This is a genomic window from Sphingobium sp. B11D3B, assembly GCF_025961735.1.
Taxonomy (GTDB): Bacteria; Pseudomonadota; Alphaproteobacteria; order Sphingomonadales; family Sphingomonadaceae; genus Sphingobium.
In genome coordinates this window covers 3,584,928-3,609,898 of record NZ_JAOQOF010000001.1, presented here as the reverse complement: position 1 = coordinate 3,609,898, position 24,971 = coordinate 3,584,928, and the positions used below count along the sequence as shown (strand labels likewise).

Here is a 24,971-nt window from a genome sequence, read left to right as displayed (position 1 = left end):
CATCGGCCTCAAGAACCGCTTAGAGGCCGATGCGAAGACTGGCGCGCAGCGACAGAGCCCAATTGCCCTGATACTGCTCCGCGCCGAGTTCACCGCCGATCTGGAAGCCGCTGTTGCCGGCGACGCCGCGCAGGCGCCCGACCCAACCGCTTTCCCGATCATCGGGCAGCAGCGTGAACGCCTCGCCACCCTTGAACTGTGCCACCGTGGTGCCGAGATTGCCGCTCACGATCTCGCGGCGACCGGCCTCGACCTCCAGCCGGGACCAGCCGGACCACTCATCCTGGCCGCCCATGTCGATGCCCAGCACCGCCGTACCGGTGACCGCCAGCTCGTCGCTGGTCCGCGAGCGCACGATGAGGTTCATGGCATCGCCGCCGCCCGTCTCGGTGTAGCCATTCTCCTTCAGCCGGAAATAATCGAGCGACACGACCGGGCGGAAGGAGATTCCGCCCTGCGACACCCAGTCGTAGGAGAGCGTGCCCATGGCCGAATAGAGTCGGGCATTGCGATCGCTATTGGCGGTCAGCGTGGTGGCGGTGCCATCCTTCAGCCCGTCGAAACTGCGCTTGCCATCCAGATCGACAAAGCCGACCGACCCGCGCGCCGTCGCCCGCAAGCGCCCGGTCTTCAGGCGCCAGTAGCCGGCGACCTCGATCTGGTTGGCGGTCACCTGATTGGCCGTGTCGCCATCGCGATTGCGGCCCCACAGATAGGCCACCGACGTGCCGAAGCTGCCAAGGCCGGTCTTGATTTCGGCGCCGCCGCCAAAGCCCCAGCCGGAGGTCTCATAGGCCGCCGTGTCACCGCGCCCCTTTTCGACACCCCAAACGAGCTGGTTGATCCAGTAGCCCCATTTGCCTTCATCCTTGAACGGGCCGGTGGGGTCATCCAGCATCCGCCCGAAGGTGCGCGATCCTTGGGTGACGACCTGGAAGGTCCCGCCGGCATGATCCGGCAGGAGCTGGCGCAGGCTGGTGCGGAAGTCCTCGCCATCGGTGATGCCGAGGAAGGCGGTTTCCACCCGTTCGTCCTTGGAGAGGGCGGCATAGATCGCATCGAATGCCGCAGCCTCCGAGCGGTTGAGGCCTAGGTCCGCAGTGGTCTTGCGGCCGAGGGTCACGCTGAGCGTGTTGGCGCTGCTGCTGAGCGTCGCCTTGTAGAGATAGGGCACTAGCGCGGTTTCGGCATTGAGGTTGCCGGCGCCTGTGAGCGTGCCGGCGGTCAGCACCAGATGATTGCCCACTGCATTCTCGATATCGCTGACCCGCAGCACCAGCCGCGAGTCCGCCGCGAAGCTCGCGGTGCCGGCGACCGAGAGATAGGCCGTGCTGTTGCCCGCCGCCCCCAGCGTGATGCCGAGCGCGCCCTTGTCGGTCACGACCAGGCCGCCGATCTGCGCCGGGCCCGTGAGATCGAGTGCGCCGCCCGCAAGGCTGAGCGCCAGTCGGCCGGCATTGGCGAAGGTGCCGGAATAGACGGCAGTGCCGCCAATCGAGAGCGTGCTCGCGGTGCTGCCGAAATCGGTCGTGCCCTTGAAGCGCGACGTGCCGGCAAGGCTCATCGTGCTCGTGCCGGTACCGAAGGCGACATTGCCGGTGTAGACCGCATCGCCGCGTAGTTGGAGCGTGTCGGCTCCGGCCCCGAAGCTGGTGTTGCCGGTGACCGTGCCGTCCGCAATGTCGAACATGTCATTGCCGCTGCCGAAGCGGACATCGCCCACAATGCTGGGCGCGGTGGCGCTGGCGGCGACCTCGGTCTGCTTGACGGTCACGCCGCTGCTATTGGCGGCGAGATCGATAGCGATGTTGCGCCCCGAATCCGCCTTGGCGCCGGTCGCCGAGATGGCGCCGCTATTCTCGATCAGCGTCAGGCGGCCCGAGGCGTCGACGATGGCGACCGCGCTGCCGGCCTCGCCGGTCGTCGCCTTGATCGTGCCGGCATTGCGCAGGGTCGGCAGGCTGGCGCCGGCATCGACGCGTACGGCGGTCGCCGTCGCGCCATCCTTGCTGGTGCCGGTCGCCTCGACCTTGCCGGTAACGTGCAGCAGCGGCGTCGACGCCCCGGCGCCGAGGCGCAGGGCCGTCGCCGAGGCATCGCGGGCGGAGGCCTCGACGCTGCCACTGATGCCGATGCCCCCGGCGATGGTCACGGCGCCACCCTGGCCGCCGACGAGCAGGCCATTGCCCTGCACGCCGGTGTAGAGGCCGCTGCCGGACACGGTGCCGTCGATGATCAGGCCGTAGCCGCTGCCCGTCGCCGGCACCGCACCGATGGCGATATCCCGCCCGGCCGCGCCGATCCGCATCGCCGGTGCCGCGCCATAAGAGCGCACGACGGCGGAGCCTTCCTCGCTGTCCTTGATGCCGTCCTTGTCTTCGTCATCATCGGTGGTGCTGCTGTCTTTGGGGGGTACGGCAAGGATGATGCCGCCCGCGACATTGCCTTCCACGATGACGGCCGAACCGCCCTGCAGCAGGTCGTCCGCATCCAGCTTGGAGGGGTCCGACGGCGGCGTGGTATAGCGATAGCCGGTGGCGCTGATCGCGCCCTGAATGGTCAGCGTACCACCGACATTGCCCAGAAACGCAGCGCCGACCGCATTGACGCCCTGTGCGCCAACGGTGCCAGCAAGGCGGACATTGCCGCTGATGTCTCCGACCTGCACGCCGATCGCACGATCGCCCAGCACGCTGGTCGTGCCATCGTGCGAGAAGGCGCCAGTGAGCGGACCGCCCAGCCGGATGCCGAAGGAATCATTGCCCTCGATCTGGATCGTGGCACCGCGCGCCACGGTGATGGCGCCGGAATAGGCGCCCAGCGTCCGGATGCCGTAGCGCCCGGTTCCGACCGCGAACGGCCCGTCGAGATCGCCGTCATTGTCGCCATCGGTGGGCGTGTAGCTCTCATCGGTGATGATCTTGCCGCTGTGGACGATGCCGCCCGACGTGCCGACATTGGCGACGATGCCCGCGGCATTGTCCGCATTGCTGATCTGGATTGTGCCTTCATTGGTGATCTTGTTGGCACTGTTGACCGTGACCGCAACGCTGCCCGCACCGGTCAGTTCGATCGACCCGGCCGAGCCGATCTTGATATCGTCGGCCGCGCCATTGTTGGCTGTGGCCGTCGCGATTGCGGTGGTCCGCTTGGTCGTGATCGAGGTTTCCGCTGACGCCGCACTGGCAAGAGCGAAGGCGCAGGTGGAAGCAAGCAGGAAATGACGCATGAATACTCCGCTGGTCGTTCAGTAACGGGGAGTGTTCCCTCCCCCCTTGACCAGCAGGACGGAGCCGAGGGCATACAGCCTTGGCTCCGACCGATCTTCTACGCCGCGTGGTGCGGCGACCGGCGGACTGAGGCCCGCCGATCCCGCAGCTTATTGCGGTTTTGCCGCCACGCTCATCACATAAGTGGCGACGTCGTTGATGTCCTTCTCGCTCAACTGCCCCTCATAGCCCGGCATGGCGCCGGCGCCTTTCGTGACGCGCTCGACGATCAACGCGTGGGAGAGGTTGGCATTGCCATCCAGCGACGGACCGATGGGGCCGCTGGCATCAGCTGCGGCGAGCGTGTGACATGCACCGCACACGGTGCTCTCGAACACTTGCTTGCCATGGGCAGGATCGCCAGCCGGCGCATCGGCTGCCTGCGCCGGAATCAAAGCAAGCGGGGCTGCGGCGAGCAGGGCGGCAATCGCTGCTATGCTCGACATCTTGGCGGCGTTTGCGCGTGTCACAGAAAATCCCTCCGTCCGAATCATTGCCATTCTAATCATCTGCGCCCTAAGTCAGGATCGGCAAAAAAGTCCAGAACCGCGCCTGACGCTCAAGACCTTCGTCCCGACGCCTGAACCGGGGCGGCTGAACGGCGGCTGACGCGCGCGGCAAGACGAGAGGAGCAGAGCCATGGGCCAGGCAGACACAACGCGCTTTTCCGACGTGCGCTTTCCGCAAAGCGGCGGGTGCCAGTGCGGCGCGGTGCGCTATGAACTGAGCGCGCCGCCGCTGGGCATCTGGGCCTGCCATTGCAGCCTGTGCCGCAAGCAGAGCGGCAGCGCCTTTGGGCTCTCCATGGGGGTAGCTATCGAGAGCCTGGCGTTCACGCAGGGGACGCCGGCGATCTGGACGCGCAACACCGACTCCGGCCATCGGCTCGACTGCCTGTTCTGCGCTGATTGTGGGTCGCGGCTGGTCCATCGTCGCCATCGACATGAGGGCATGCAGACGCTCAAGCCGGGCACGCTGGACGATACGAGCTGGGTGGTGCCGGGGCGCCATTTCTTCGCGGAGACGGCGCGGGATTGGGTGAGGCCGCTGATTCAGCGCACGGACTAACCCACAACCTAAAACCTATTTGGAATATTTTTTGAGATTGATCATTCCAAATTGACGTGTCCGTGCCTGAGGCTGCAAACACCTCAAGTCTCTGGTGCCCCCTGCACTTGCCAATATCCCCGGTCAGGCCCATGGGATGGGGATGCTTTCGCTGCTCTCCATTCTGATCGGCGCGGTCGCGCTGATTCTTGCCATTCCCGCGATCATCCCCGGCCTTGGCTGGGCCAATTGGGTGATTGTGCCGATGGCCCTGTTCGGGGCGCTGATCGGCCAGTTCGCGGCGGGCACTGGCGCGCGCAATTTCTGCCTCGCCGTCGCCGCCTTCGGCATGTTGCGCCTGTGGGCCGGCGGCGGAATTTTCTGAACGAGAGCGGCAATATGAGCAGCCAATCCACCGACATCGCGGATGCCGAACAGGCGGCCCAACGGCGCGCGGGTCTGCTCGCCGGCGTCGGCGCCTATGCGATCTGGGGCCTGATGCCGCTTTATTTCAAGCTGCTCGGCCATGTCTCCCCCTTCGAAATCGTGGCGCATCGGGTGATCTGGTCCGTCGCCTTCCTCGCCATCGTGCTGGCGGCGATGCGGCAATATCGCGCCTTCGTCGCGATCTTCAGCCAGCCGCGCATTCTCGCCGCGCTGGCGCTGAGCGCGGTGCTCATCGGCATCAATTGGCTCGTCTATATCTGGGCGGTGGATACCGACCATGTCGTGGCGGCGAGCCTGGGCTATTTTCTCAACCCGCTGGTTAATGTGCTGCTCGGCACGCTGGTGCTCAAGGAAGTGCTGCGCCGCCGGCAGGCTGTCGCCATCGGCATCGCGGCGGTGGGCGTGGCATTGCTCGCCATCGGCGAGTGGCAGACGCTCTGGATCAGCCTCGCGCTGGCGATCAGCTTTGCCTTTTATGGCTTGGTCCGCAAGCTGACGCCGGTGCCCTCGACCTCGGGTCTGGCAGTGGAGACGCTGGTGCTGTGCGCCCCGGCCCTCGCACTGGTCAGCTTTTATGCGGCGCAGGGCACGCTGGCGTTCGGCGACGATCGCTGGGTGACGCTCGGCCTGATCGGCACCGGGGCGCTCACCTCCGTGCCGCTGATCCTGTTTGCCATTTCCGCGCGCGCCCTGCCGCTCGTGACCCTTGGGCTGATGCAGTATATCGCCCCCTCGCTGCAGTTCCTGTGCGGGGTGTTCCTGTTCGGCGAGCCGATGTCCGCCGGGCGCTGGGGCAGCTTCCTACTGATCTGGGTCGCCCTCGCGCTGTTCGTGTGGGATAGTCTGAGCGGCCCTCGCGCGCGGCGGCGCACGCTGGCATGAGCAGCGCCGCCGCTGCCGCGGCCCCCTCCGCGCCCGCACGCCGCGACCGGCCCCTGTTCGCGATCATGCTGCGGCTGCTGGCGATGATGATGATCGGCGCGACCTACGCCATCGGCAAGCTGCTGATCGAGCGCGGCGCCAATCTGGCCGAAGTCGTGTTCTACCGGCAGCTCTTTGCCTTCCCCGTCGCGGCGATCTGGGCGGTCGCACTGATGGGCACGGCCCTGCTGCCCAAGGCGCCGATGCGCACCCATATCACCCGCACCAGCCTCGGCATGATCGGCATGTTGCTCAACTTCGGCGCGGTCGCATTGCTGCCGCTGGCGGAGGCGACCTCCATCGGCTTTACCATGCCGATCTTCGCCACCATCCTCTCCGCGCTGCTGCTGCGCGAACAGACCGGTGTCCACCGCTGGAGCGCCGTTCTGCTCGGCTTTGTCGGCGTGGTCATTATGACCCATCCGGACTCCGCCAATTTCGCCTCCGCCGGCGTGTTCGTGGCACTCGGTGGGGCGATGGTGACGGCGCTGGTCGCCATCGTATTGCGCGATCTCGGCAAGCGCGAATCGGCGCCGATCATCGTCTTCTGGTTCACCCTGCTCTCGCTGCCGCCGCTCGGGCTGATGCTGATCTGGTATGGGCAAAGCCACGATCCCGTCGCATGGCTGCTGTTCATCGGCCTTGGGCTGACCGGCGGGGCGGCGCAATTGTTCATGACCTCGGCCCTGCGCTACGGGCCGGTCTCCATCGTCATCCCCATGGATTACAGCCAGATGATCTGGGCCACGCTGGCCGGCTGGCTGCTCTGGTCCTACTGGCCGGAACCTTCAACGTGGGTCGGGGCGGGCCTGATCGCGGCGAGCGGCCTCTACATCGCCTGGCGCGAGCATGTGCGCCGCCGCGCGCTCACCGTCAGCCCGGATGAGGACCGCGCCGGAAGATCAGGCTGAGATTATTGGCCGGCATCTCGACGACGCGCTTCAGCTCGAAGCCCTCGGACGCCGCCGCCGCCTCGACATCGTGCACCCAGCGCAGGCCCCAGGCGGGGTCGCGCGCGCGCAGCGACTCATCGAAAGCGAGATTGCTTGGGGCCGTCTCCGCCTCGCGGCGGAAATAGGGGCCGTAAAGAAAGAGCGGCGCGCCTTCCGGCAACAGCATCGCCGCGCCGTGGAGCAGGCCGAGCGTTGCAGCCCAAGGCGAGATATGCACCATGTTGATGCACAGGATCGCGTCCGCCTCGCCGATCGGCCACGCCTCGGGATCGGCAGCGTCGATCTGCAGCGGCGGAGCGAGATTGGGCAGCGCTACCTCATCCGCCCAGGCGGTGATCGAGGCGCGCGCGACCGGGTCAGGGTCGCTCGGCAGCCAGCGCAAGGCAGGGAAGCAGCGCGCGAAATGCACGGCATGTTCGCCGGAGCCGCTGGCGATCTCCAGCACGAGCCCGGTGGCCGGCAGGGTCTGCGCGAGCAATTGAGCGATGGCATCGCGGTTGCGCACCGTGGCGGGAGCATGACGCTTGCCGCCCCGTGCGGGGGCTTCACCGGTCAGCCAAGGCTTCGACCTGTCATCCATCGATCCATGCTCCCTGTTCAAGCTCACTCTATAACAGACCGGGCGACGAAAAGAGGCATCAAACTGACGTAAAATGGCTCAATCCCAGCGCATGACGGTCTTGCCGATCAGTGCACCGGCCTCCAGCGCGGCGTGCGCCTCGCGCAGCGTGTCGACACTGGCGGTGAGCGTTCGGGTGCGGGTGGAGACGAGCGTGCCCGCATCAACCAGCGCGGCTACCTGCCGCAAAACCGCCTGCTGCTCGGCCATGCGAGAGCCGTTGATCGACTTGGCGAACATGAACTCCCAGTGGACCGAGAGCGCCTTCTGCTTGAACGGCAAGATGTCCAGCGCGGCGGGATCGTCGATGACCATGAGATGGCCAAAGGGGCGTAACAGCGCGGGGATGACCGGCAGATAGGCGTCGGTATGCGTGGTGCTGAAGATGGCATGGAGATCATGCAAGCCAAGCGCCGCCAGTTCGGGCTGAACGTCGCGGCCGATGACATGATCGGCGCCCATAAGCTGCGCGAAGGCGACCGTCTCCGGCCGGGACGCGGTCGCGATGACGGTGGCCGGGGTCAGCGCCTTCAGCAGTTGGATCGCCATCGAGCCGACGCCCCCTGCCCCGCCGATGATCAGCACGCGGCTGTCCGCATCATAGACGATGCCGCGCTCCAGCATCGCCTCATAGGCGGTGAGCGCGGTCAGCGGCAGGGCGGCGGCATCGGCGAAGTCGAGGCTCGCGGGCTTGTGCGCGACAAGGCGATGATCGACCGCTTGCAGGCGGGCATAGCTGCCGGGCCGATTGAGATCGCCCGCATAATAGACCGCATCGCCAACTGCAAAGCCCTGCACCTGCGCACCCACGGCCTCGACGATGCCGGCAGCATCCCAACCGAGCACGACCGGCGCATCCGCCGTGCCGCCGCGGCGCTGGCGGATCTTGGTATCGACCGGGTTGAGCGCGAAGGCCTCAATCCGGACCAGCAGATCCTGCGGTCCGGGCACCGGATCGGGCAGGTCGCGCAGGGTGAGCGCAAAGTCCGTCAGCGGGTGGGCGGCGTCATAAGCAAAGGCCTTCATCGCGGGTCGACTCCTGGCACTGGATTGGGCATCTGGTTGGAAAAGGCGCGGTCAGTCCTTCAGGCGAACCCAGACCGGAGCGTGATCGCTGGCTTTCTCCCGCCCGCGATAGGCCTTGTCCACCTGCGCATCGGCCAGCCGGTCGGCAGTAGTGGGCGAGAGCAGCAAATGGTCGATGCGGAAGCCTGCATCGCGCTGCCAGGCCCCGGCTTGATAATCCCAGAAGGTCCAAACGCCGCCGAGCGGATGGCGGGCGGCCAGCGCATCGGTCCAGCCGTCGTTGAGCAGGGTCTTGTAGGCGGCGCGGCTCTCCGGCTGCATCAGTGCGTCGCTGGCCATGGCGGGCGGCGACCAGACATCGCGATCGAACGGGATGACATTATAATCGCCGGCCAGCACGGCGGGCACTTCCTCCGCCCAGATCTGCGCCGCACGGGCGCGCAGCCGCGCCATCCAGCGCAGCTTGTACTCGAACTTGGGGCCGGGCACCGGATTGCCATTGGGCAGATAGATGGAGGCGATGCGCACGCCGTTCACGTCCGCCTCGATGTAGCGGCTGTGCTCGTCTTCCGGCTCGCCCTCCAGCCCGCGCGTCACTTCCTGCGGAGTAGCGCCCTTCGCCAGAATCGCGACGCCGTTAAAGCCCTTCTGGCCGTGCCAGATGGCGCCATAGCCGGCATCTTCGATATCCTTGATCGGGAAGCCTTCATCCTGCGTCTTGATTTCCTGCAGGCAGGCGACGTCCGGCTGGGTTTCCGTCAGCCACTCGACCAGGCGCGGCAGCCGTGCCTTGATGCCGTTGATATTGAAGGTCGCGATCCTCATGAACTAAAGCCCTTTTGCCGGCACCTGCCAGTGAGGGTCCGTCTTAGGGAGAAGCATGGTGCTTGGACAAGCGCGTCCCGGCGCAAACGCTCAGAAAGTCAGACCGAGAAGCTGGTTCCGCAGCCGCAGCCGGCGGTGGCATTGGGATTTTCCACCTTGAAGGCGGCGCCGCCGAGATTGTCCACAAAATCGACCACGCAGCCCCGCACCAGATCGAGGCTCATGGAATCGACGACCAGCTTCACGCCGTCCGTCTCGACCATCACATCGTCCGCCTCGGGCGCATCGGCCAAGCCGAAGCGATACTGGAAGCCGGAGCACCCCCCGCCTTCCACCGCGAGGCGGAGAATGGCCGGCTTGCTCTGGCGCTCGGCGATCCAGGCGACCCGCGCGGCGGCGGTGGGAGAGAGGCTGATATCCATGGCTGCTAGATAGGGCGCACACGCCGCAACGGCAAGCGGCGGCCCGCAAGGGAGCCGCGCCGCGCTTGACGATGGAGAAAGAAACTCAGGACAGCCTGCTCACCCGAGCGGGCGAGCGGCGATCAACGATCGCGGTTGTCGGTGGGACGGTTGGCTTCCGGGCCACCCATGGCGACCTGACGATCGCTGTGCTCCTTGGCCTCGGCCAGAGCCAGCTCGTAATTGGTGCCTTCGAGATAGGGCATCGGGTTCACGGCGCTGCCGGCGATGCGGACTTCATAGTGAAGGTGGCTGCCGGTGGAGCGACCGGTGGAGCCCATCAGGCCGATGAGCTGGCCGCGACGCACGCGCTCATTGGGCTGGGCGATCAGCTTGGACATGTGGCCGTAGCGGGTCTCGAGGCCGTTGCCATGGTTGATCTCGACGAGATTGCCATAGCCATTCACCCACTGCGAGCGACGCACGACGCCATCGGCCGTCGCATAGATCGGCGTGCCGATCGGGCCGGGAATGTCGATGCCCTGATGCATGCGAGCGCGGCCGTTGAACGGATCGCTGCGGGTACCGAAGGAAGAGGTGAGACGCACATCGTCGACCGGCTGGCGCGACGGGATGGAGGCCTTGCTGTCCGTGCTCTGCTCGGTGGACTGCTCCATCTGGACCATCGCCGAGAAGAGCGAGGCAAACTGGGCGTCGTGGCCGGCATCGGCCAGGGCAGGAGAGGCAACCATCAGACCGGCAATCGCCAGAACCTTCGCGGCAGCTTTGAGGACACCCTCTTTGGCGAAGGTCATAGCGCTCGAATCGATCATTTGGACCCCGTGATGGGCCGTGACCGACCCCTCAATGTTTTTTGTGTTTCCGGCTCATGTGAACCGGCTGGGGCTTTTCGAGCGAAGAACGGGTTAAGGCGCAAGAGGCAGGTAGAAATCGCGCGTCAAACCGGCCTGACTCCGCGCTGAGTCGTTGAACGGCGGCTTAACGGCACCGCGAAAGTGGCGCCGAACCAACATTTGGTAGCTTTCCTGCGGGTTTGCGCCGGATCGATTCATCGACCACAAAAACCACTTCGTCCCTGCGCCGACATGACGAACTTCGTCGTCAACGATTCGGGTCAGCATCCGCGCGGTCCGCTCATCGTTGAAATGCCTGAACCGCACGATGGTTTCCGGCGTAATGTCCAGCGCCCGTGCTTCCAGCACCATCGGCACGATGGCGAGGCGAGCAGCAACGTCATGGCCGGTTTCGATCGCCGCCTCCCACAGACCATCATGGGCAGGCAGATCGCCATACGCGCTGCCCAGTTCCTCCAGCCGGCGCGCAAGCAGGGCGAAATGCATCGCCTCGTCGGCACCGACACGCAGCCAGTCGTCGGCAAAGTCGGGCGGGAAGTCCGCGCCAAAGCGCGCGATGAGATCGAAGGCCAGGTCGATGGCGACGAATTCGATATGCGCCAGCGCGTGAATCATGGCGATGCGGGCACGCTCCGAGCCACCCTTGCCGCGCTTGGGCATGCGGTTGGGCGGCAGAAGCTCAGGGCGCTCGGGCCGGCCGGGCCGGTCTGGCAGTGGCGTATCGAACCGGTGCGCGAGGCGCCCGAGGCGCCAGTCCCGCGCAGCCTTGCGCGCCGCCATCACCTTCTCGCGCGGATTGCTGCATTGCAGCACTGCAACGCAGGCCTCGCCCAGGGTAGCGGGTTCAGTCAGAGCCATTCCATCACCGCCTTCCCGATGTAGAGCATGCCAATCGCGGTGACGATCCACGCCGTATAGCGGCGGAAGTGGCCGTCACTGATCCGATCCAGCAGTCGTCCGCCCAGCATCGTGCCGACCATGGACAGTGGCACCGCGATGGCGAACACCCACCAGGGCGGCATGGCGCTCCGCCCCGCAAGCAGCATCGGCGTTCCGAACACGCCGATCTTCGCGATATGGCTGAAAACCTGACCTGCCGCCTTGGTCGAAACGATCTGGTGGCGGGTCAGCGGGGTGCGAACGAAGAACACGTCCATCATCGGGCCGGCAACGCCCGCCGTCAGGTTAAGGCCTGACACGGTGAACCCGGCGAGGAAGGCGTGGGAGGGCCGGGATGCATCGAGAGCGATCCAGCGGCGGGGCAGCCAGACGACCAGCGGCACCAGACCGAGCAGCAGGAACAGCAAGGGTCGCGAGGGCGAGAAGCCGACCATGGCGACCACCGCACCCGCAGCAAAAACGCCGAGCGCATAAGTGCGCATGATCGGCCAGACGACATGTTCGCGATGCACCACCGCGCGCCAGCCATTGGCGACAAGCTGGAGGATGCCATGCGTAACGAACGCCGCCGACACCGGCAGCAGGAAGGCGAGGATGCCCATCAGCAGCAATCCCCCCGCCATACCGAAGATGCCGGAAAGAAATGCGGTGGCGAAGGCCGCAATTATGATCAGGACACCCGTCATCGCGGGGGCGGTTAGCCGCTTTTGGTCGGCCCGTCACCCGCCTGCTTGCCCATCACCAACGCGCCGCCGCATCAGTCTTGCCGGGCGAGAACGACGCGCCTAGGGCGAAACCGTGTGACGGATCAATGATCGCGACAGCACGGAGGGGACCAGGCATGATGAGCGCGCAGCAGATGAGGGACCAACGGCCATGAGCAGCGGCGGCACCTTCTCTCCCTTGCGCCACCGGACCTTCCTGCTGATCCTGCTCGGCAGCCTGTTCTCGCACTTCGGCAATGCCATCCAGTCCGTGGGCGCCGCCTGGCAGCTCACCATCACGGGCCAGCCGGCCGACGTCATCGCCCTCGTCCAGAGCGCGACCAATCTGCCGATCATGCTGCTGGCGCTGCCGGCCGGGGCCTGGGCGGACATGTTCGACAAGCGACTGGTGATGCTCGGCGCGCAGACCGGCATGGTCTCGCTTTCCATCCTGCTGGCGGCGCTCGCCTTTGTCGGGACGACACCGCCGGGGCTGCTCATCGGCCTCACCGCCCTGCTCGCCTGCGGCGTGGCCTGCTTCAACCCGGCGCTCGCCTCCTCCATCGGCAGCATCGTGCCGCGCAGCGAACTGGCCGCGGGCGTCGCGCTCAACATTCTGGCCTTCAACATCGCCCGCAGCCTTGGCCCGGCCATCGGCGGCGGCATCGTCGCGCTGGGCGGCGCGAAGGCCGCCTTCGTCGTCAATGCCCTCTCCTATCTGATGGTCATCGTCATTCTGCTGCGCTGGCGCACCGCGCCGCCGGCGCCGGCCACAAGGCGCCCGCTGCTGACGGTGATCGGCGAGGGCTTCCGCTTTGCGCTTGGTTCCCCGGCGATCCGCACCGTGCTGGTCCGCGCCATCAGCTTCACGCTCGCCGGCAGCGCTGCCTGGGCGTTGATGCCGCTCGTTGCAACGCAGATGCTCGGCCGGGGATCGATGACCTTCGGCCTGCTCCTCGGCGCACTCGGCCTAGGCGCGGTGATCGGCGCGGCGAGCAGCACATGGTTCCGCCAGCGCTTCTCCAGCGAGGCGATCATCCGCGGCGCGGGGCTCCTCTATGGCGCGGTGTGCGTGTGCGTTGCGCTCGGCATCGGGCTGGTCCCCACGCTTGTGCTGCTGGTGATGGGTGGCGCCGGCTGGGTGCAGGCGCTCTCCGGCTTTGCCGTCGCCGGCCAGATGTGGTCGCCCGCCCCGCTTATCGGGCGCATTACCGCCATGGTGAGCAGCCTCACCTTCGGCGGGATCGCGCTGGGGAGCTGGCTGTGGGGCCATGTGGCGCAGGCCCATGGCGTTGCCAGCGCGCTGCTGTTCTCCGGTCTGGCGATGCTGGTTCTGCCGTTCATCGGCCTGATCTGGCCGATGCCCCGCCACGAGGGCGCCAAGCCCGCCTGAGGCGCTGCTTCCCCGGGGCCTCCCCCGCCCTCCTGCCCCCACGCTCTTGCCGCCGCTGGCCCACGCGCCTAGGGAAGCAAGGGACCATGGCCGATCCCCGCATCATCGACATCGAGCTCGACGAGAAGACGATATTGTGGCGCAGCGCGGATGTGGAGCAGGAGCGACGGATCGCGATCTTCGACCTGCTGGAGGACAATCATTTCGCGCCGGTGCGCCAGCATGAGGATGGCTATGCTGGCCCTTACCGGGTGTTTCTGCACGTGGCGGACGGGCGGCTGGTGATCGAACTGCGGCGCACGGATAACAGCGCGCTGGAAGCGATCATCCTCGGCCTCGCCAGCCTGCGGCGCGCGATACGGGATTATTTCGCGATTACGGAGAGCTATTATCAGGCGATCCGCCAGGCGACGCCGAGCCAGATCGAGACCGTCGACATGGCCCGACGCGCTGTCCACAACGATGCCGCCGAACTGCTGCGCGGGCGGCTGGAGGGGAAGATCGACGTGGATTTCGATACCGCGCGGCGGCTGTTCACGCTGATCTGCGTGCTGCATATCCGCGCATAACAGGACTGACGAAACGACATGAGCACCATAAAGGCCAAGCGCATGACCAGCGCTCCGGGCGCCCGGCGCCGGCGGATCAAGGTGACGCCGCTGCGCCTCTTCATGCTGCTGCTGGTGATCGGCGGCGGACTGGTGGCGGGCCTCTTCACGCTCGCCCGCAGCTGGACGCCCTCTGCCAAATATTTCCCCGTGCAAGGCATCACGCTGAGCGCGCAGAGCGGCACGATCAACTGGCGGATGGCCCGCGCGGCAGGTGCCGACTTCGTCTATCTGCGCGCCACTGATGGCGCGCGCGGGCGGGACAGCGCCTTTAATGATTATCTCGCCGGCGCGGTCGCCAACGACATGCGCCACGGCGCGATCCATCGCTATGATCTGTGCAGCAGCGCCTCGGCGCAGGCCACGCGGTTCATCGCCACCGTCCCGCGCGACCCACAGATGCTGCCGCCGGTGGTGGAAATGGGCTTCGACCTGCCCTGCACGGCGCGGCCCAACCGCGATACGCTGCTCGCCGAGCTGAACACCTTTCTCAACCAGATCGAAACCCACGCGGCCAAGCCCGCCGTGATCCGCACCAGCCGCGAATTCGAGGCAGCCTATGACGTGGCCGGTGGCATCAACCGCACCTTGTGGGTGGACGGCGACTTCTTCGTGCCCGATTACACCACGCGTCCCTGGACGATGTGGACCGCCTCCACCTGGAAGCGGATCAACGGCATCGAGGGGCCGATCGAATGGAATGCGGTGCGGCAATGAGCAATGAAGCGACCCGACAAGACCTGACAGCACCGACCCCGGACGAGCGCACGCTGATCGACGCCGCGCGCGTTGCCATGGCGCGGGCCCATGCGCCCTATAGCCGCTTTGCGGTCGGCGCGGCGCTACGATTGACCGACGGGACGATCCTCACCGGCGCCAATTTCGAGAATGCGAGCTACGGCCTGTCACTCTGCGCCGAGACCGTGGCCATCGCCGCCGCGAATGCGCAAGGACGGCTACGGGATATTGCAGCCATCGCGGTGACAGGCGGCGCCATGGGCGGCGGGGATGGCGGCATCATCACGCCTTGTGGCCGCTGCCGGCAGATCATCAAGGAAGCGCAGGATATGGGCGGACGCCCGCTCGCGATCCTGTGCGCCACGCCAGATGGCGGCGCCGTGCTGCGCCTTACGCTCGACGCGCTGCTGCCGCACGCCTTCGGCCCGGCCAATCTCGGCATCGGTCCGGGCTGATCCTCACCATATCATCGCCTCTGGCATTCGGCGCGGCGAGCGATTAGCAACGCCCCCATGGCCATACTCTCCGACAAATGGATTCGCCGTCAGGCGCAGGAAAACGGCATGATCGAGCCGTTCGTGGAAAGTCAGCGGCGCGAGGGCTGCATCAGCTACGGCCTCTCCTCCTACGGCTATGACGCGCGGGTGGCCGAGGATTTCAAGATCTTCACCAATGTCGACAGCGCCGTGGTGGACCCCAAGGACTTCGCCGCCAACAGCTTCGTCGACCGCAAGACGGACGTGTGCATCATCCCGCCCAACAGCTTCGCGCTGGCGCGGACCGTGGAATATTTCCGCATCCCGCGCGATGTGCTGGTGATCTGCCTCGGCAAATCCACTTATGCGCGCTGCGGGATCATCGTGAACGTGACGCCGCTGGAGCCGGGCTGGGAAGGCCATGTGACGCTGGAATTCTCCAACACCACGCCGCTACCCGCCAAAATCTACGCCAATGAAGGCGCCTGCCAGTTCCTGTTCCTGGAAGGCAATGAGCCGTGCGAGACGAGCTATGCCGACCGCGCCGGCAAATATATGGGCCAGCGGGGCGTGACGCTGCCCAAGCTCTGACGGGGGCCAACCTGTCGCCGGAAAGCTTTTGCTAAGCACGATTGCGCTGGCCGGATCGCGCCCGCTCGTTTTATATGGAGAGGCACATGTTTGGCCTCTTCAAATCCAAGTCAAAGCCTGAACCTCTGACCCATGCGCCAGACCTGGGCGAGGGCCGCCGCGTCTACGCGATCGGCGACATTCATGGCCGGCTGGATCTGCTGCTCGAACTCATCGATCTGATCGCGGCCGACGACCATAGCCGAGGCCCGACCGGCAGCACGCAACTGGTGTTCCTGGGCGATTATGTCGACCGCGGGCAGGACAGCAGGGGCGTGATCGACTATGTGCTGCAACTGCGCGACTGGTGGCCAAACATCCTCTGCCTGCGCGGCAATCATGAGGAAGTATTCGCCATGGCCGTGGAGGGCGATGAAAGCGCGCTGCGCTTCCTCACCCGCATCGGCGGCCGCGAGACATTGCTCTCCTATGGCGCGAGCGAGGCCGATCTCGACACGATGACGCTGGGCGAACTGCGCGACTGGCTGACGAGCGCGGTGCCGGACACGCATCGCGCCTTCCTCGCCGGGCTGACCGACAAGGCGATCATCGGCAACTACGCCTTCGTCCACGCCGGCGTCCGGCCCGAAGTGCCGCTGGACGAGCAGGACGAAAAGGACCTGCGCTGGATCCGCGAGGAATTCCTGTTCTACGACGAACCGCACGATTATTTCATCGTCCATGGCCACTCGATCACCGAAGCGGTCGAGCAGCGCGAGAACAGGATGGGAATCGACACCGGCGCGTACAAGTCCGGCGTGCTGACGGCTGCGGGGCTTGAGGGCACGGAGCGTTGGTTTCTCTCGACCGGTAGATCGGGGGGCTAGGTCGGCTCCGTCGGGCACAACGCAGACACTGCGATGAGTGCAGCCGAACTGCCCTCGCTTCCCGTCACCTACGGCTCCCCGCCGCTCCGTTCGTGTCGAGCGAAGTCGAGACATGGTTGGCACAGGCCTCGCGTGTCTCGACTTCAGCCAAAGGCTGAAGTTCATCCCGAGCGCTCGCCTGCGGGCAGTCGAAGGGCTCGACACGAACGGCGCGTCTGTTCTGAGCACATGATGCAATCGCACCGATGGTGCCATCGCCACGGGCTTGAGGCCGCGCGCAAGTGCTTTAAAGGCTTCCGCTCACGCTCCACGAGCGCCTTGTCGGTCGCTGCGCGTGCCCGCCCGGCCGCGCGTGTCAGGAATTTGAATCACCATGAATTATCGCCATTCCTTCCATGCCGGCAACAGCGCCGATGTCGTGAAGCACAGCCTGCTTATCGCCCTCGTGCGCGCCTTGCAGCAGAAGCCGGGCGCGCTAACCCTGATCGATACCCATGCGGGTTGCGGGCTGTACGACCTTGGCAGCGAGCAGGCCCAACGCACCGGCGAGGCCATGAACGGCGTGCTGCGCGCCTTTGCCGATCCTAACCCCTTGCTGAGCGACTATCGCGCCGCCGTGCAGGCGGTGAACGTGGGAGCCGAGCCGCGCCTCTACCCCGGATCGCCGCAGATTCTGGCGCAGCTTCTGCGCCCGCAGGATTTGCTGATCCTCAACGAAAAACATCCCGAAGACGCTTACTCCCTGCGCGGCGTAATGCGCGGCACGTCCGCCGCCGTGCACGAGCGCGATGCCTACGAGCTTTGGCTGGCGATGGTGCCGCCCCGCACCGCGCGCGGCGTGGTTGTGGTCGACCCGCCCTATGAGCAGACGGACGAACGCGCCCGCATCACCGCCACCCTCGCCGCCGCTCACCGCAAATGGGCGCATGGCGTGACGGTGATCTGGTACCCGCTCAAAGACCGCGCCACGCATCAGCGGTGGAGCGGGCAGCTCCGCAAGCTCCGCATTCCGAAATTCCTGCAGGTGGATCACTGGTTGTACGATGCCGACCAGCCGGGCATCTACAACGGCGCAGGGCTTTATATCGTCAACCCGCCCTACGCCTTCACGCAGGCGCTGCCGCCTCTGCTGGAAGCCCTGCGCGCCGCGTTGGCGCCGGAGGGGCACAGGGGCGAGATTAAGGCCGATTGGTTGAGCGAGTAGGGCAACATTCGAGCCGGGGCGGCAGTGGGCTCGAAAGCCCCCGTTTGCCGGTGGGTCAGCGCATGGCCGGTCCTTCGATACGCTGCTTCGACAGGCTCAGCAGCTACTCAGGACGAACGGAGGCTTGTCCGGATGCCGTTTTCGGTCGCAGATGACGAGGCCGCTATTCCGTCCAAGACTGCATCTGCCTGGGGTGCGCCAGGCCAAATCGAGGTGCTTGTCTGCCCTGGGCTCCTGCCTTCGCAGGAGCACGGGGTGGTTTTTTGGAGGTCGGGCGTGTCCGGTATATGGGGCGTATAGTGTGCCCGCATGCGGCTGCGTTTTCTGCACCCCTGTCCTGATCCACCGGTTCCGGCGAGGCCCACGTAGCAAAGGCCGACGGATCGCTCCGCCGGCCTTTCCTATAAATCCGTTCGCAGCGTGACGTCAGGCGACCTGCGCCGTCTCCAGCTCGTCGATGATCTCGTCGGGATCGCGCAGCACATAACCGCGGCCCCAGACGGTCTCGATGTAATTGTCGCCGCTGCATGCCAGGCTGAGCTTCTTGCGCAGCTTGCAGATGAACACGTCGATGATCTTGAGTTCCGGCTCGTCCATGCCGCCATAGAGATGATTGAGGAACATCTCCTTGGTGAGCGTGGTGCCCTTGCGGAGCGAGAGCAGCTCCAGCATCGCATATTCCTTGCCGGTGAGGTGGACGCGATTGCCATCCACTTCCACGGTCTTGGCATCGAGATTGACCGACAGCTTGCCGGTGCGGATGACGCTTTGCGAATGGCCCTTGGAGCGGCGGACGACGGCATGAATGCGCGCGACCAGCTCTTCCTTGTGGAACGGCTTGGTGACGTAATCATCCGCACCGAAGCCGAAGGAGCGGACCTTGCTGTCCATCTCCGCAATGCCGGAGAGAATGAGGACCGGGGTCTGCACACGAGAGGCGCGGAGCTTCTTGAGCACGTCATAGCCGTGCATGTCCGGCAGGTTCAGGTCGAGGCAGATGATATCGTAATCGTAGAGCTTACCGAGATCGAGACCTTCTTCGCCCAGATCGGTCGTGTAGACGTTGAACCCCTCGGTGGTCAGCATCAGCTCGATAGCTTTGGCAGTCGTCGGTTCGTCTTCGATCAGCAACACGCGCATACACCAGCCCCTTTGCTCAGTTGGCCGGAGAGCTGCTCGTCACTCAATCCAACCACCAGTAACTATTAACCATATGAAGAGTGAACGCAAAAGGTTAATTTTACGTAAACTGGCCTGAAAGCACGAGTCGCGGGCCGTTTGCGTGCTTAATGGGGTGAGAATCAATGCGGCCCCCCTCCGCCGGGGGCAAGTAAATGGAGCCCGTCCCTCCCTGCGTCTTCCCCCTGCGGGCGATAGCGCCTAGGGAGGCTGCATGTCCTTCACCCATGATCCCCGGAATAGCCGCAGAGGGTCGCCTGCCGGCGATCTGTCCCCCCTTACCGACCGGGTGATCTTCATGGATGGTGAGGCCATCGTGCTGGACAAGCCGGCGGGCCTGCCCGTCGACCGCCCGCGCGACGGCGCGCTGAGCCTGGAAAATCATCTCGACAGCCTGACCTTCGGCTTCCAGCGCTGGCCGGTGGCGGTGCATCGGCTGGACCGGGACACCAGCGGCTGCCTGCTGCTCGCCCGTAATCCCAAGGCTGCCAAGCGCTTCACCCAGGCCTTCGAAGCGCGCGAGGTGGAGAAGGTCTATCTTGCGGTGCTGGACGGCGTGCCGGCGGAGCGTGAAGGCGTGATCGACCTGCCGCTGGGCAAGACCAGCACGCGCGAGGATGGCTGGCGGATGCAGCCGGACCCGAAGGGCAAGCCGGCCGTCACGCGCTGGCGCCTGCTGGAGGCGCGCGATGGCCGCGCCCTCGTGCAGTTCCGCCCCGAAACCGGGCGCACGCACCAGCTGCGCGCCCATGCCCTGCACGGCCTTGGCCTCGGCATATTGGGCGACCGTTATTACCCCTCTGCTACACCCGGCGCGCCATGGGATGGCCGGATGCTGCTGCACGCGGTCAGCCTCAAGCTGCCCCGCCCAGGCAAGCCGCCCGTCGAGGCCGAAGCCTTGCCACCGGCCCCGTTTGCAGCGGCGGGCTTCCCGGATGCCGAGGCGCTTAACCGGGATGCGCCCTCACCGGCCGAGGGCTAACGGGGCTGGTCAGACCTGCGCCTTGAACGGCGTGAAGTCAGTCTGCTCATCATAGACGTCCAGCCCTTCGCGCCGCTTGAAGAAATTGACGGCGAGGTAGGTGACCGGCGTCAGCACCGCTTCCCAGCCTACTTTCAACGCCCAATTGGTGACCATCACGGTCAGCACCTGATCGGTGGACCACAGGCCATAAAAGGCCAGCGGATAGAAGAGCAGGCTGTCGACGCCCTGCCCGACGATGGTCGAGCCGATAGTGCGGGTCCACAGATGCTTGCCTTTGGTCAGCAGCTTCATCTTGGCGAGCACGAAGCTGTTGGTCAGCTCACCGGCCCAAAAGGCGAAAATCGAGGCGAAGACGATCCGCGGCACCTGGCCAAAGACCGACTCATAGGCCGCCTGCCCGTCCCAGCCTTCCGCCGGGGGCAGCGAGACGACCACCCAGCTCATCAGGGCCATGAACAGCATCGCGGCGAAGCCGGCCCAGATGCAGCGCCGGGCGCGGGCATAGCCATAGACTTCCGTCAGTACGTCGCCCAGCACATAGCCCAACGGAAAGAACAGGATGCCGGCACCGAAGGTGAAGCCCCACAGGCTCGCCAGCTTGGCGGCGCCGATGACGTTGGAGAGCAGCAGCACCGCGACGAAGGCGGCCATCACGAAATCATAATATTGCAGCCTGTGCCCGGCGAGTGCGCTGGCATCGACATGAGCGATCGAATGGGGAGCGATCGAGGGCGGAGTCGCGGCGGACGCGGCGTCGGAGGGAGCAGCCATGGCGCGGGACTATGCCGCGCGATATCGCGCCCTGCAATCGATCTTGCAGCCTCTTGCTCCCACGCAAAACCGCGCGCGGCATCGCTTTGCCATTGCCAGACGCCCGGCGATGCGGTTAGCGGATCGTTCCGTGGCCCCGTAGCTCAGCCGGATAGAGCATTCGCCTTCTAAGCGAATGGTCGCAGGTTCGAATCCTGCCGGGGTCGCCACTCCCTCCTTCGGCGCGGGCCAAGGCTGCGGAAACTACGCTCGTGCCGCCTGTGCCTGAGCGCGCCGTCGTTTGGCGGCATAGAGCGCCTCGTCCGCCTCGCGCATCAGCACCTCCATGTGGCTCTCCTCGGCGCGCGCGGTCGCGGTGCCGATGCAGGTGGAAATGCGGATGCGATTCCCCTCGATGACGAAGGGCTGCGCGATGGCGCGGACGACGCGATCGGACAACAGCGTGGCATCCTCCGGCTTATCGAGGCCGAACTGAACGATGACGAACTCGTCGCCGCCCAGCCGCGCCACGATATCCTCGCTGCGGATGGCACTGCTCAGTCGCTTGGCGACCATCTGCAGCAGCGTATCGCCGGCGGCATGGCCGTGGGTGTCGTTCACCGGCTTGAACCCGTCGAGATCGAGATAATGAACGGCCACGATTCCCTTTCCCCGCTTGAGGACCACGGCCTCATCGAACCGCTCGCGAAGGGCAAGCCGATTGGCGAGATTGGTCAACGGATCGCGCCGGGCCAATGATCCGGAGGTCAGCCGCTTGCTGATGCCTGTCACGGCAGATTCATGCCGCGTCGCCAGACTTTGCGCACCGGCATAGAGGAAGGCCAGAATGGAGGCGCCGGTGGCGATCGACATGGCATCGGCACGGATAAACGCGGCCAGAGCGGTGGGGAGGCTGGCCGCCAGCATGCCCGGCACGGCAACGGGAGGGCGCAGGCCCGATCCGGCGGCGAGACCTGCACAGAAACCGACGACCAGACACACCATCAACGGCTCACCCTCGGAATCCTGCAGGATGACAAGCCCGCTGAACAGGCCAAGCGCGAGGGCAAAGCTGAGCTGGGGTATGAGGAACATGAGCTCGAGCTGTCTGGCCCGGACCGGGTGAAGGTCGCTGGCGAGCGCCTGTCCGCGCAAACGCAGCGTGACGATGATCCGCACCCCCATCGCCAGCACCCCGGCCAAACCGAGCGTCAACGTGAGCCGGTCCCGCGTCTCGTTCACGATGAGGGCGACGCTGAGGGTAAAGGCGACCGCCATGATGGCAGACGGCGTCACATTGACGAACAGGCTGCGCACCAGTTCGACATACACCTTGTCTGCGAGCAGCACCTGCCGGTTGATCATTGGCCCTCTTCCCTGCCCCTTTGTACCAGCAAAACACACGGGCGCCGAGAATGTTCGCCGGGAGCCGGAAAAGACGGGAAATGCCAAGACGGCGCAGTGGTTCCCTACGCGCGGAGTTGGCACGTTATCCGCGGATCAATGCTCCGGCGGCCCGCAGGCTTTCGTCGCTATTGACCAGCATCGACCAGCCCTGCGCATGCTGCTGCTCAAGCAGGCGGCCGATCTCGCGATAGCCCTGCGCCAGCGGGTAGCGCTCGTGCGCCTCCAGCCAGAGCCGCAGCAGCAGCCGCTCGCGACCGGGCGTGTTGGTAAAGCCGGTGCGCGAGTGCATCACCCGGAAATTGTGCCAGAAGATCATCTCGCCCGGCTGCAGGGTGAAGGATACCTTCAACTCCGGCCGCGCCGCCACGCGCATCAGGACGCGCAAGGCCTCCACGAAACGCTCCGGCACCGGCTCGCCCCTGATCTGCGCGGCCTGCACGATGAACAGCACGTAATTGTAGATGCCGATATGCCCGTCGATCACGGAGAAGCTGGGCACCTTGTAATGGGTGACGCTCTCCAGGCTTGTCGGGTAATAATAGCCCTCCTCCAGCACCGCCAGAACGTCCGGTCGCTCCGCCTGGATCGCCGCATAGACGGCGGCAGCACTGACCAGCCCGCTTACCCCGCCCTCCGGCGAGGTGACGACGGAAGCCAGGCTGAGGATCTCGTGATAGTCGGTGTGCGGCCCGAGCTCGGTATCGTTGAGATAGCCGCGCCGTTCGGGATTGGGCTCCTTGCGCACCAGCCCGATGCGATCGTGGCGCGCGCTCTGTTCGACCGCGCGGCCCAGATGCGTGCCAAGACCGAAGTGCAGGCGCTGGAACGCTTCCAGGTCGTAGCGCGCGATGTCGATCCCGCTCAGCAACACGGCGCCGCGCCCGGCCATCAGGTCGTAATTCACCGCTGCCATCAGGCTCGCGATCTCCGGCGCGCCGAAATCCTCCCGCGTGACGGCGGTCGGCGCGCGGCCCTGCGTGGCGCGAACGGCAGCGTCCAACGCGTCGAGCTGCGCCGGTCCCAGCCGCCGGGTGAGGCCCTCGGCACCCCCGCCGAGCGTGCCGGTCCATGCGCCGGAGGGCTTGCCGAGACGGGTCAGTTCGCTCGGCTCGGGGCGGGATAGGGTCGCGCTGTCAGTCATCAATACTCTCAATTCACGGGATTATTCCGCCGCGGCGGCCTGTTCGGCTTCCGGCATCTTGCCTGCCTGGTCATGCAGGAACACGCCCTGCCTGCGCAACTCTGCCTGCAGGCTGGTCACATCGAGCGCACGAGGCTGGACGCCGGCGTTCACCGAAAGCGCCGCTGCGGCACCGGCAGCCTGTCCGGTCAGCCAGCATTGCGGGATCTCGCGCATGAAGCCATGCGAGTTGGCATCGCAGCTGATGTGCTTGCCGCCTGCCAGCAAGCCGTCGAGCTTGCGCGGCACCAGCGCGCCATAGGGCACCGAGATCACCGGATATTTGAGGCTGACCGATGGGCTGACCCCGACCTCGTCAGGGAGCGCAATGCCGTCGGCCCACTGGCTGCGCAGGATCTTGCCCATGCCGGCCAGACGCCGTGTGTGCCGCACGCCAAGCTGCGAGCCGCTCTGCAGCATATAGCATTGCTCGAACCCCGGCGCATGCGCGAGGAAGAACTCGCAATGCGTCTGCATGAAGCGGTGCGAGCGGATCTCCAGCTCGGTCTGGTCGTCCACATCCAGCGCCGAGAGGCCGGACTGGCGCGGGCCGAGGAACAGCGCGATATCATTGCGCCAGGAGACATAAGGCGGCTGGAAGAAGCCGAGCCGCTCGCGGCCGAGCTTGGCGAACTCGGCATATTGCTCGGGCTCATTGGCGCGGAAGGCCAGCCAGCGGTCCATGTCCACACCGCCCAGCATGAAGCCGGTGTTGGCGCTGTGGTGGACGTCGCCTTCCTCGATATCGGTATCGAACTCGGCCCCGGCGCGCGCGAAGATGTCGCCATCGCCGGTGGTATCGACGACCACCTTGGCACGCAGCGCCTGACGCCCGGCCTTGGATTCGAACACCACGCCCTCGACCTTGCCGTCGGCGACCATCGGCACTGCTGCCCAGCTGTGGAACACCAGCCGCACGCCGGCCGCCAGCAGCATCTCCTGGCTGATCAGCTTCAACCGCTCGGGATCGAGCGTGGGCGACCAGCAGACCGTGCCGTGGAACGCCGCAGTGCGCTGGCCCCAATAGCTCGCTTTCTTGGGATCGCGCGAGCCCCAGTCGGCGCGCGGTGGTCCGGCAAGGCCAGCGGCGGGCAGGCGCCCGAGCACATCATTGGCAAAGCCCTGGATGACCTGGCGACCGGTCCAGTCGGTCATCCGGTCGATCCAGATGACGAGGCCGCCGGTGGAAAGGCCGCCCAGATGATTGTAGCGCTCCATCAGCACCACATCGGCCCCGGCCTGCGCCGCCGCCCAGGCCGCCGCCGTGCCCGAAGGCCCGCCGCCGACCACCAGCACGTCGCAGCTGTGATACACCGGAATCTCGCGCGCGGGCTCGACCCAGGTCCCCGTGCCATTGGCCCGCGGCAGCACCCGACCACCCGTCTCGAACACGTCAGAGGCCAGAAAACGATCCTCCGACTGGCGAACCTGACGAACCTTCGGCGTCTGCTCTTCAGCCATCTGACATTCTCTCCTCACTGATTCGCCTTGCCTCATAGTCAAGGCAACAAATTTTCGCTCGTGTATAGAGAGCTTGCTAATTATTAGTTCAGATGTAGCTAAACAGGTAGCGAAATGATCGCGGTCCCGGCAAAGGACGGCGAGAT

27 protein-coding genes and 1 tRNA gene are annotated in these 24,971 nt (G+C 65.8%); 14 read left to right on the top strand and 14 right to left on the bottom strand.

Features of this window, described 5'->3' with window-relative positions; translation table 11 throughout:
• Positions 1-19: 19 nt before the first annotated feature.
• Entirely contained in the window at positions 20-3,229 is a 3,210-nt protein-coding gene (locus M2333_RS16725; protein WP_264612504.1) for an autotransporter domain-containing protein, read from the bottom strand.
• A gap of 150 nt (positions 3,230-3,379) precedes the next feature.
• A complete protein-coding gene (locus M2333_RS16720; RefSeq protein ID WP_264612503.1) occupies positions 3,380-3,715 on the bottom strand; it encodes a c-type cytochrome in 336 nt (111 codons plus the stop codon).
• Between M2333_RS16720 and M2333_RS16715 the strand changes: the two genes are divergently transcribed.
• The 5 genes from M2333_RS16715 (at position 3,705) to M2333_RS16695 (ending at position 6,595) form a co-directional block, all read left to right on the top strand.
• Positions 3,705-3,878: a hypothetical protein gene (locus tag M2333_RS16715; RefSeq protein WP_264612502.1), complete on the top strand. Its 174-nt coding sequence runs from the start codon at positions 3,705-3,707 to the stop codon at positions 3,876-3,878. The two genes, M2333_RS16720 and M2333_RS16715, sit on opposite strands and share 11 nt — an antisense overlap.
• Before the next feature lie 30 nt (positions 3,879-3,908).
• Positions 3,909-4,337 carry a GFA family protein gene (locus M2333_RS16710; RefSeq protein WP_264612501.1) on the top strand — a complete coding sequence of 143 codons (429 nt, stop codon included), beginning with the start codon at positions 3,909-3,911 and terminating at the stop codon, positions 4,335-4,337.
• A 136-nt stretch (positions 4,338-4,473) separates the two neighbouring features.
• Positions 4,474-4,701, top strand: coding sequence for a hypothetical protein (locus M2333_RS16705; protein WP_413715145.1), 228 nt, complete (start codon positions 4,474-4,476; stop codon positions 4,699-4,701).
• Positions 4,702-4,715: 14 nt separating this feature from the next.
• A complete protein-coding gene (rarD, locus tag M2333_RS16700; RefSeq protein WP_264612500.1) occupies positions 4,716-5,645 on the top strand; it encodes an EamA family transporter RarD in 930 nt (309 codons plus the stop codon).
• Positions 5,642-6,595, top strand: a complete 954-nt coding sequence (locus tag M2333_RS16695) for a DMT family transporter (RefSeq protein WP_264612499.1) — start codon at positions 5,642-5,644, stop codon at positions 6,593-6,595. The genes rarD and M2333_RS16695 overlap by 4 nt, the downstream gene beginning before the upstream one ends.
• Here M2333_RS16695 and M2333_RS16690 read toward each other — a convergent pair.
• From M2333_RS16690 to M2333_RS16660, 7 genes are all read right to left on the bottom strand, one after another.
• A complete protein-coding gene (locus tag M2333_RS16690) occupies positions 6,558-7,217 on the bottom strand; it encodes a class I SAM-dependent methyltransferase (protein WP_264577419.1) in 660 nt (219 codons plus the stop codon). The two genes, M2333_RS16695 and M2333_RS16690, sit on opposite strands and share 38 nt — an antisense overlap.
• 78 nt (positions 7,218-7,295) lie before the next feature.
• Positions 7,296-8,282: a zinc-binding alcohol dehydrogenase family protein gene (locus tag M2333_RS16685; RefSeq protein WP_264612498.1), complete on the bottom strand. Its 987-nt coding sequence runs from the start codon at positions 8,280-8,282 to the stop codon at positions 7,296-7,298.
• Between the two features lie 51 nt (positions 8,283-8,333).
• Positions 8,334-9,107, bottom strand: a complete 774-nt coding sequence (gene xth / locus M2333_RS16680) for an exodeoxyribonuclease III (protein WP_264612497.1) — start codon at positions 9,105-9,107, stop codon at positions 8,334-8,336.
• A gap of 98 nt (positions 9,108-9,205) precedes the next feature.
• The gene (erpA, locus tag M2333_RS16675; RefSeq protein WP_181560559.1) at positions 9,206-9,529 is read right to left on the bottom strand and encodes an iron-sulfur cluster insertion protein ErpA; all 324 of its coding nucleotides are present in this window, start codon (positions 9,527-9,529) and stop codon (positions 9,206-9,208) included.
• Positions 9,530-9,651: 122 nt separating this feature from the next.
• A complete protein-coding gene (locus M2333_RS16670) occupies positions 9,652-10,341 on the bottom strand; it encodes a M23 family metallopeptidase (RefSeq protein ID WP_181560560.1) in 690 nt (229 codons plus the stop codon).
• Positions 10,342-10,434: 93 nt separating this feature from the next.
• The gene (locus M2333_RS16665) at positions 10,435-11,241 is read right to left on the bottom strand and encodes a ferritin-like domain-containing protein (RefSeq protein WP_264612496.1); all 807 of its coding nucleotides are present in this window, start codon (positions 11,239-11,241) and stop codon (positions 10,435-10,437) included.
• Positions 11,232-11,969: a sulfite exporter TauE/SafE family protein gene (locus tag M2333_RS16660; RefSeq protein WP_264612495.1), complete on the bottom strand. Its 738-nt coding sequence runs from the start codon at positions 11,967-11,969 to the stop codon at positions 11,232-11,234. Before M2333_RS16660 ends, M2333_RS16665 begins: the two co-directional genes overlap by 10 nt.
• A gap of 190 nt (positions 11,970-12,159) precedes the next feature.
• On the opposite strand from M2333_RS16660, the gene M2333_RS16655 reads away from it, so the two are divergent.
• From M2333_RS16655 to M2333_RS16625, 7 genes are all read left to right on the top strand, one after another.
• The gene (locus tag M2333_RS16655) at positions 12,160-13,380 is read left to right on the top strand and encodes an MFS transporter (RefSeq protein WP_264612494.1); all 1,221 of its coding nucleotides are present in this window, start codon (positions 12,160-12,162) and stop codon (positions 13,378-13,380) included.
• Between the two features lie 86 nt (positions 13,381-13,466).
• Positions 13,467-13,949: a UPF0262 family protein gene (locus tag M2333_RS16650; RefSeq protein WP_264612493.1), complete on the top strand. Its 483-nt coding sequence runs from the start codon at positions 13,467-13,469 to the stop codon at positions 13,947-13,949.
• Positions 13,950-13,967: 18 nt separating this feature from the next.
• The gene (locus M2333_RS16645; RefSeq protein ID WP_264593899.1) at positions 13,968-14,705 is read left to right on the top strand and encodes a glycoside hydrolase family 25 protein; all 738 of its coding nucleotides are present in this window, start codon (positions 13,968-13,970) and stop codon (positions 14,703-14,705) included.
• On the top strand, positions 14,702-15,181 hold the full coding sequence (locus M2333_RS16640) for a cytidine deaminase (protein ID WP_264612492.1): 480 nt from the start codon (positions 14,702-14,704) through the stop codon (positions 15,179-15,181). The genes M2333_RS16645 and M2333_RS16640 overlap by 4 nt, the downstream gene beginning before the upstream one ends.
• A 57-nt stretch (positions 15,182-15,238) precedes the next feature.
• Positions 15,239-15,793, top strand: a complete 555-nt coding sequence (gene dcd, locus M2333_RS16635) for a dCTP deaminase (protein ID WP_181560566.1) — start codon at positions 15,239-15,241, stop codon at positions 15,791-15,793.
• Positions 15,794-15,879: 86 nt separating this feature from the next.
• Positions 15,880-16,659, top strand: a complete 780-nt coding sequence (locus M2333_RS16630) for a metallophosphoesterase family protein (protein WP_264612491.1) — start codon at positions 15,880-15,882, stop codon at positions 16,657-16,659.
• A gap of 373 nt (positions 16,660-17,032) precedes the next feature.
• Positions 17,033-17,863, top strand: coding sequence for a 23S rRNA (adenine(2030)-N(6))-methyltransferase RlmJ (locus tag M2333_RS16625; RefSeq protein ID WP_264612490.1), 831 nt, complete (start codon positions 17,033-17,035; stop codon positions 17,861-17,863).
• Positions 17,864-18,289: 426 nt separating this feature from the next.
• Here M2333_RS16625 and ctrA read toward each other — a convergent pair whose 3' ends face one another.
• Entirely contained in the window at positions 18,290-19,003 is a 714-nt protein-coding gene (gene ctrA / locus M2333_RS16620) for a response regulator transcription factor CtrA (RefSeq protein WP_181560569.1), read from the bottom strand.
• A gap of 337 nt (positions 19,004-19,340) precedes the next feature.
• Here ctrA and M2333_RS16615 point away from each other — a divergent pair, with 337 nt between their 5' ends.
• Complete coding sequence (locus tag M2333_RS16615; protein WP_264574917.1) at positions 19,341-20,024, top strand: RluA family pseudouridine synthase; 684 nt, start codon at positions 19,341-19,343, stop codon at positions 20,022-20,024.
• 9 nt (positions 20,025-20,033) lie between these two features.
• Here the strand turns inward: M2333_RS16615 and M2333_RS16610 are convergent, their stop codons facing one another.
• Entirely contained in the window at positions 20,034-20,798 is a 765-nt protein-coding gene (locus tag M2333_RS16610; RefSeq protein WP_413716510.1) for a queuosine precursor transporter, read from the bottom strand.
• A 132-nt stretch (positions 20,799-20,930) separates the two neighbouring features.
• Here M2333_RS16610 and M2333_RS16605 point away from each other — a divergent pair.
• Positions 20,931-21,007 (top strand) — tRNA-Arg (locus M2333_RS16605).
• Positions 21,008-21,041: 34 nt separating this feature from the next.
• Here M2333_RS16605 and M2333_RS16950 read toward each other — a convergent pair.
• The 3 genes from M2333_RS16950 to M2333_RS16590 all read right to left on the bottom strand — a co-directional run bounded on the left by M2333_RS16950 (position 21,042) and on the right by M2333_RS16590 (position 24,825).
• Positions 21,042-22,142, bottom strand: a complete 1,101-nt coding sequence (locus tag M2333_RS16950; protein ID WP_319801317.1) for a GGDEF domain-containing protein — start codon at positions 22,140-22,142, stop codon at positions 21,042-21,044.
• 124 nt (positions 22,143-22,266) lie between these two features.
• A complete protein-coding gene (locus M2333_RS16595; RefSeq protein WP_264612489.1) occupies positions 22,267-23,325 on the bottom strand; it encodes a TauD/TfdA family dioxygenase in 1,059 nt (352 codons plus the stop codon).
• A 21-nt stretch (positions 23,326-23,346) separates the two neighbouring features.
• Positions 23,347-24,825 (bottom strand): FAD-dependent oxidoreductase, encoded by a 1,479-nt coding sequence (locus tag M2333_RS16590; RefSeq protein WP_264573560.1) that lies wholly within the window; start codon positions 24,823-24,825, stop codon positions 23,347-23,349.
• Positions 24,826-24,971: the final 146 nt, after the last annotated feature.

Bases quoted from the DNA above. Each gene is read 5' to 3' on its own strand.
- M2333_RS16665 (WP_264612496.1), bottom strand. From the start codon at position 11,241: ATGGCTCTGACTGAACCCGCTACCCTGGGCGAGGCCTGCGTTGCAGTG.
- dcd (WP_181560566.1), top strand. From the start codon at position 15,239: ATGGCCATACTCTCCGACAAATGGATTCGCCGTCAGGCGCAGGAAAAC.
- M2333_RS16595 (WP_264612489.1), bottom strand. From the start codon at position 23,325: ATGACTGACAGCGCGACCCTATCCCGCCCCGAGCCGAGCGAACTGACC.
- M2333_RS16725 (WP_264612504.1), bottom strand. From the start codon at position 3,229: ATGCGTCATTTCCTGCTTGCTTCCACCTGCGCCTTCGCTCTTGCCAGT.
- M2333_RS16645 (WP_264593899.1), top strand. From the start codon at position 13,968: ATGAGCACCATAAAGGCCAAGCGCATGACCAGCGCTCCGGGCGCCCGG.
- M2333_RS16690 (WP_264577419.1), bottom strand. From the start codon at position 7,217: ATGGATGACAGGTCGAAGCCTTGGCTGACCGGTGAAGCCCCCGCACGG.
- M2333_RS16695 (WP_264612499.1), top strand. From the start codon at position 5,642: ATGAGCAGCGCCGCCGCTGCCGCGGCCCCCTCCGCGCCCGCACGCCGC.
- xth (WP_264612497.1), bottom strand. From the start codon at position 9,107: ATGAGGATCGCGACCTTCAATATCAACGGCATCAAGGCACGGCTGCCG.
- M2333_RS16720 (WP_264612503.1), bottom strand. From the start codon at position 3,715: ATGTCGAGCATAGCAGCGATTGCCGCCCTGCTCGCCGCAGCCCCGCTT.
- M2333_RS16705 (WP_413715145.1), top strand. From the start codon at position 4,474: ATGGGGATGCTTTCGCTGCTCTCCATTCTGATCGGCGCGGTCGCGCTG.
- M2333_RS16615 (WP_264574917.1), top strand. From the start codon at position 19,341: ATGGATGGTGAGGCCATCGTGCTGGACAAGCCGGCGGGCCTGCCCGTC.
- M2333_RS16655 (WP_264612494.1), top strand. From the start codon at position 12,160: ATGAGCAGCGGCGGCACCTTCTCTCCCTTGCGCCACCGGACCTTCCTG.
- M2333_RS16640 (WP_264612492.1), top strand. From the start codon at position 14,702: ATGAGCAATGAAGCGACCCGACAAGACCTGACAGCACCGACCCCGGAC.
- M2333_RS16610 (WP_413716510.1), bottom strand. From the start codon at position 20,798: ATGGCTGCTCCCTCCGACGCCGCGTCCGCCGCGACTCCGCCCTCGATC.
- M2333_RS16670 (WP_181560560.1), bottom strand. From the start codon at position 10,341: ATGATCGATTCGAGCGCTATGACCTTCGCCAAAGAGGGTGTCCTCAAA.
- ctrA (WP_181560569.1), bottom strand. From the start codon at position 19,003: ATGCGCGTGTTGCTGATCGAAGACGAACCGACGACTGCCAAAGCTATC.
- M2333_RS16685 (WP_264612498.1), bottom strand. From the start codon at position 8,282: ATGAAGGCCTTTGCTTATGACGCCGCCCACCCGCTGACGGACTTTGCG.
- erpA (WP_181560559.1), bottom strand. From the start codon at position 9,529: ATGGATATCAGCCTCTCTCCCACCGCCGCCGCGCGGGTCGCCTGGATC.
- M2333_RS16950 (WP_319801317.1), bottom strand. From the start codon at position 22,142: ATGATCAACCGGCAGGTGCTGCTCGCAGACAAGGTGTATGTCGAACTG.
- M2333_RS16650 (WP_264612493.1), top strand. From the start codon at position 13,467: ATGGCCGATCCCCGCATCATCGACATCGAGCTCGACGAGAAGACGATA.
- M2333_RS16625 (WP_264612490.1), top strand. From the start codon at position 17,033: ATGAATTATCGCCATTCCTTCCATGCCGGCAACAGCGCCGATGTCGTG.
- M2333_RS16660 (WP_264612495.1), bottom strand. From the start codon at position 11,969: ATGACGGGTGTCCTGATCATAATTGCGGCCTTCGCCACCGCATTTCTT.
- rarD (WP_264612500.1), top strand. From the start codon at position 4,716: ATGAGCAGCCAATCCACCGACATCGCGGATGCCGAACAGGCGGCCCAA.
- M2333_RS16715 (WP_264612502.1), top strand. From the start codon at position 3,705: ATGCTCGACATCTTGGCGGCGTTTGCGCGTGTCACAGAAAATCCCTCC.
- M2333_RS16710 (WP_264612501.1), top strand. From the start codon at position 3,909: ATGGGCCAGGCAGACACAACGCGCTTTTCCGACGTGCGCTTTCCGCAA.
- M2333_RS16630 (WP_264612491.1), top strand. From the start codon at position 15,880: ATGTTTGGCCTCTTCAAATCCAAGTCAAAGCCTGAACCTCTGACCCAT.
- M2333_RS16590 (WP_264573560.1), bottom strand. From the start codon at position 24,825: ATGGCTGAAGAGCAGACGCCGAAGGTTCGTCAGGTTCGCCAGTCGGAG.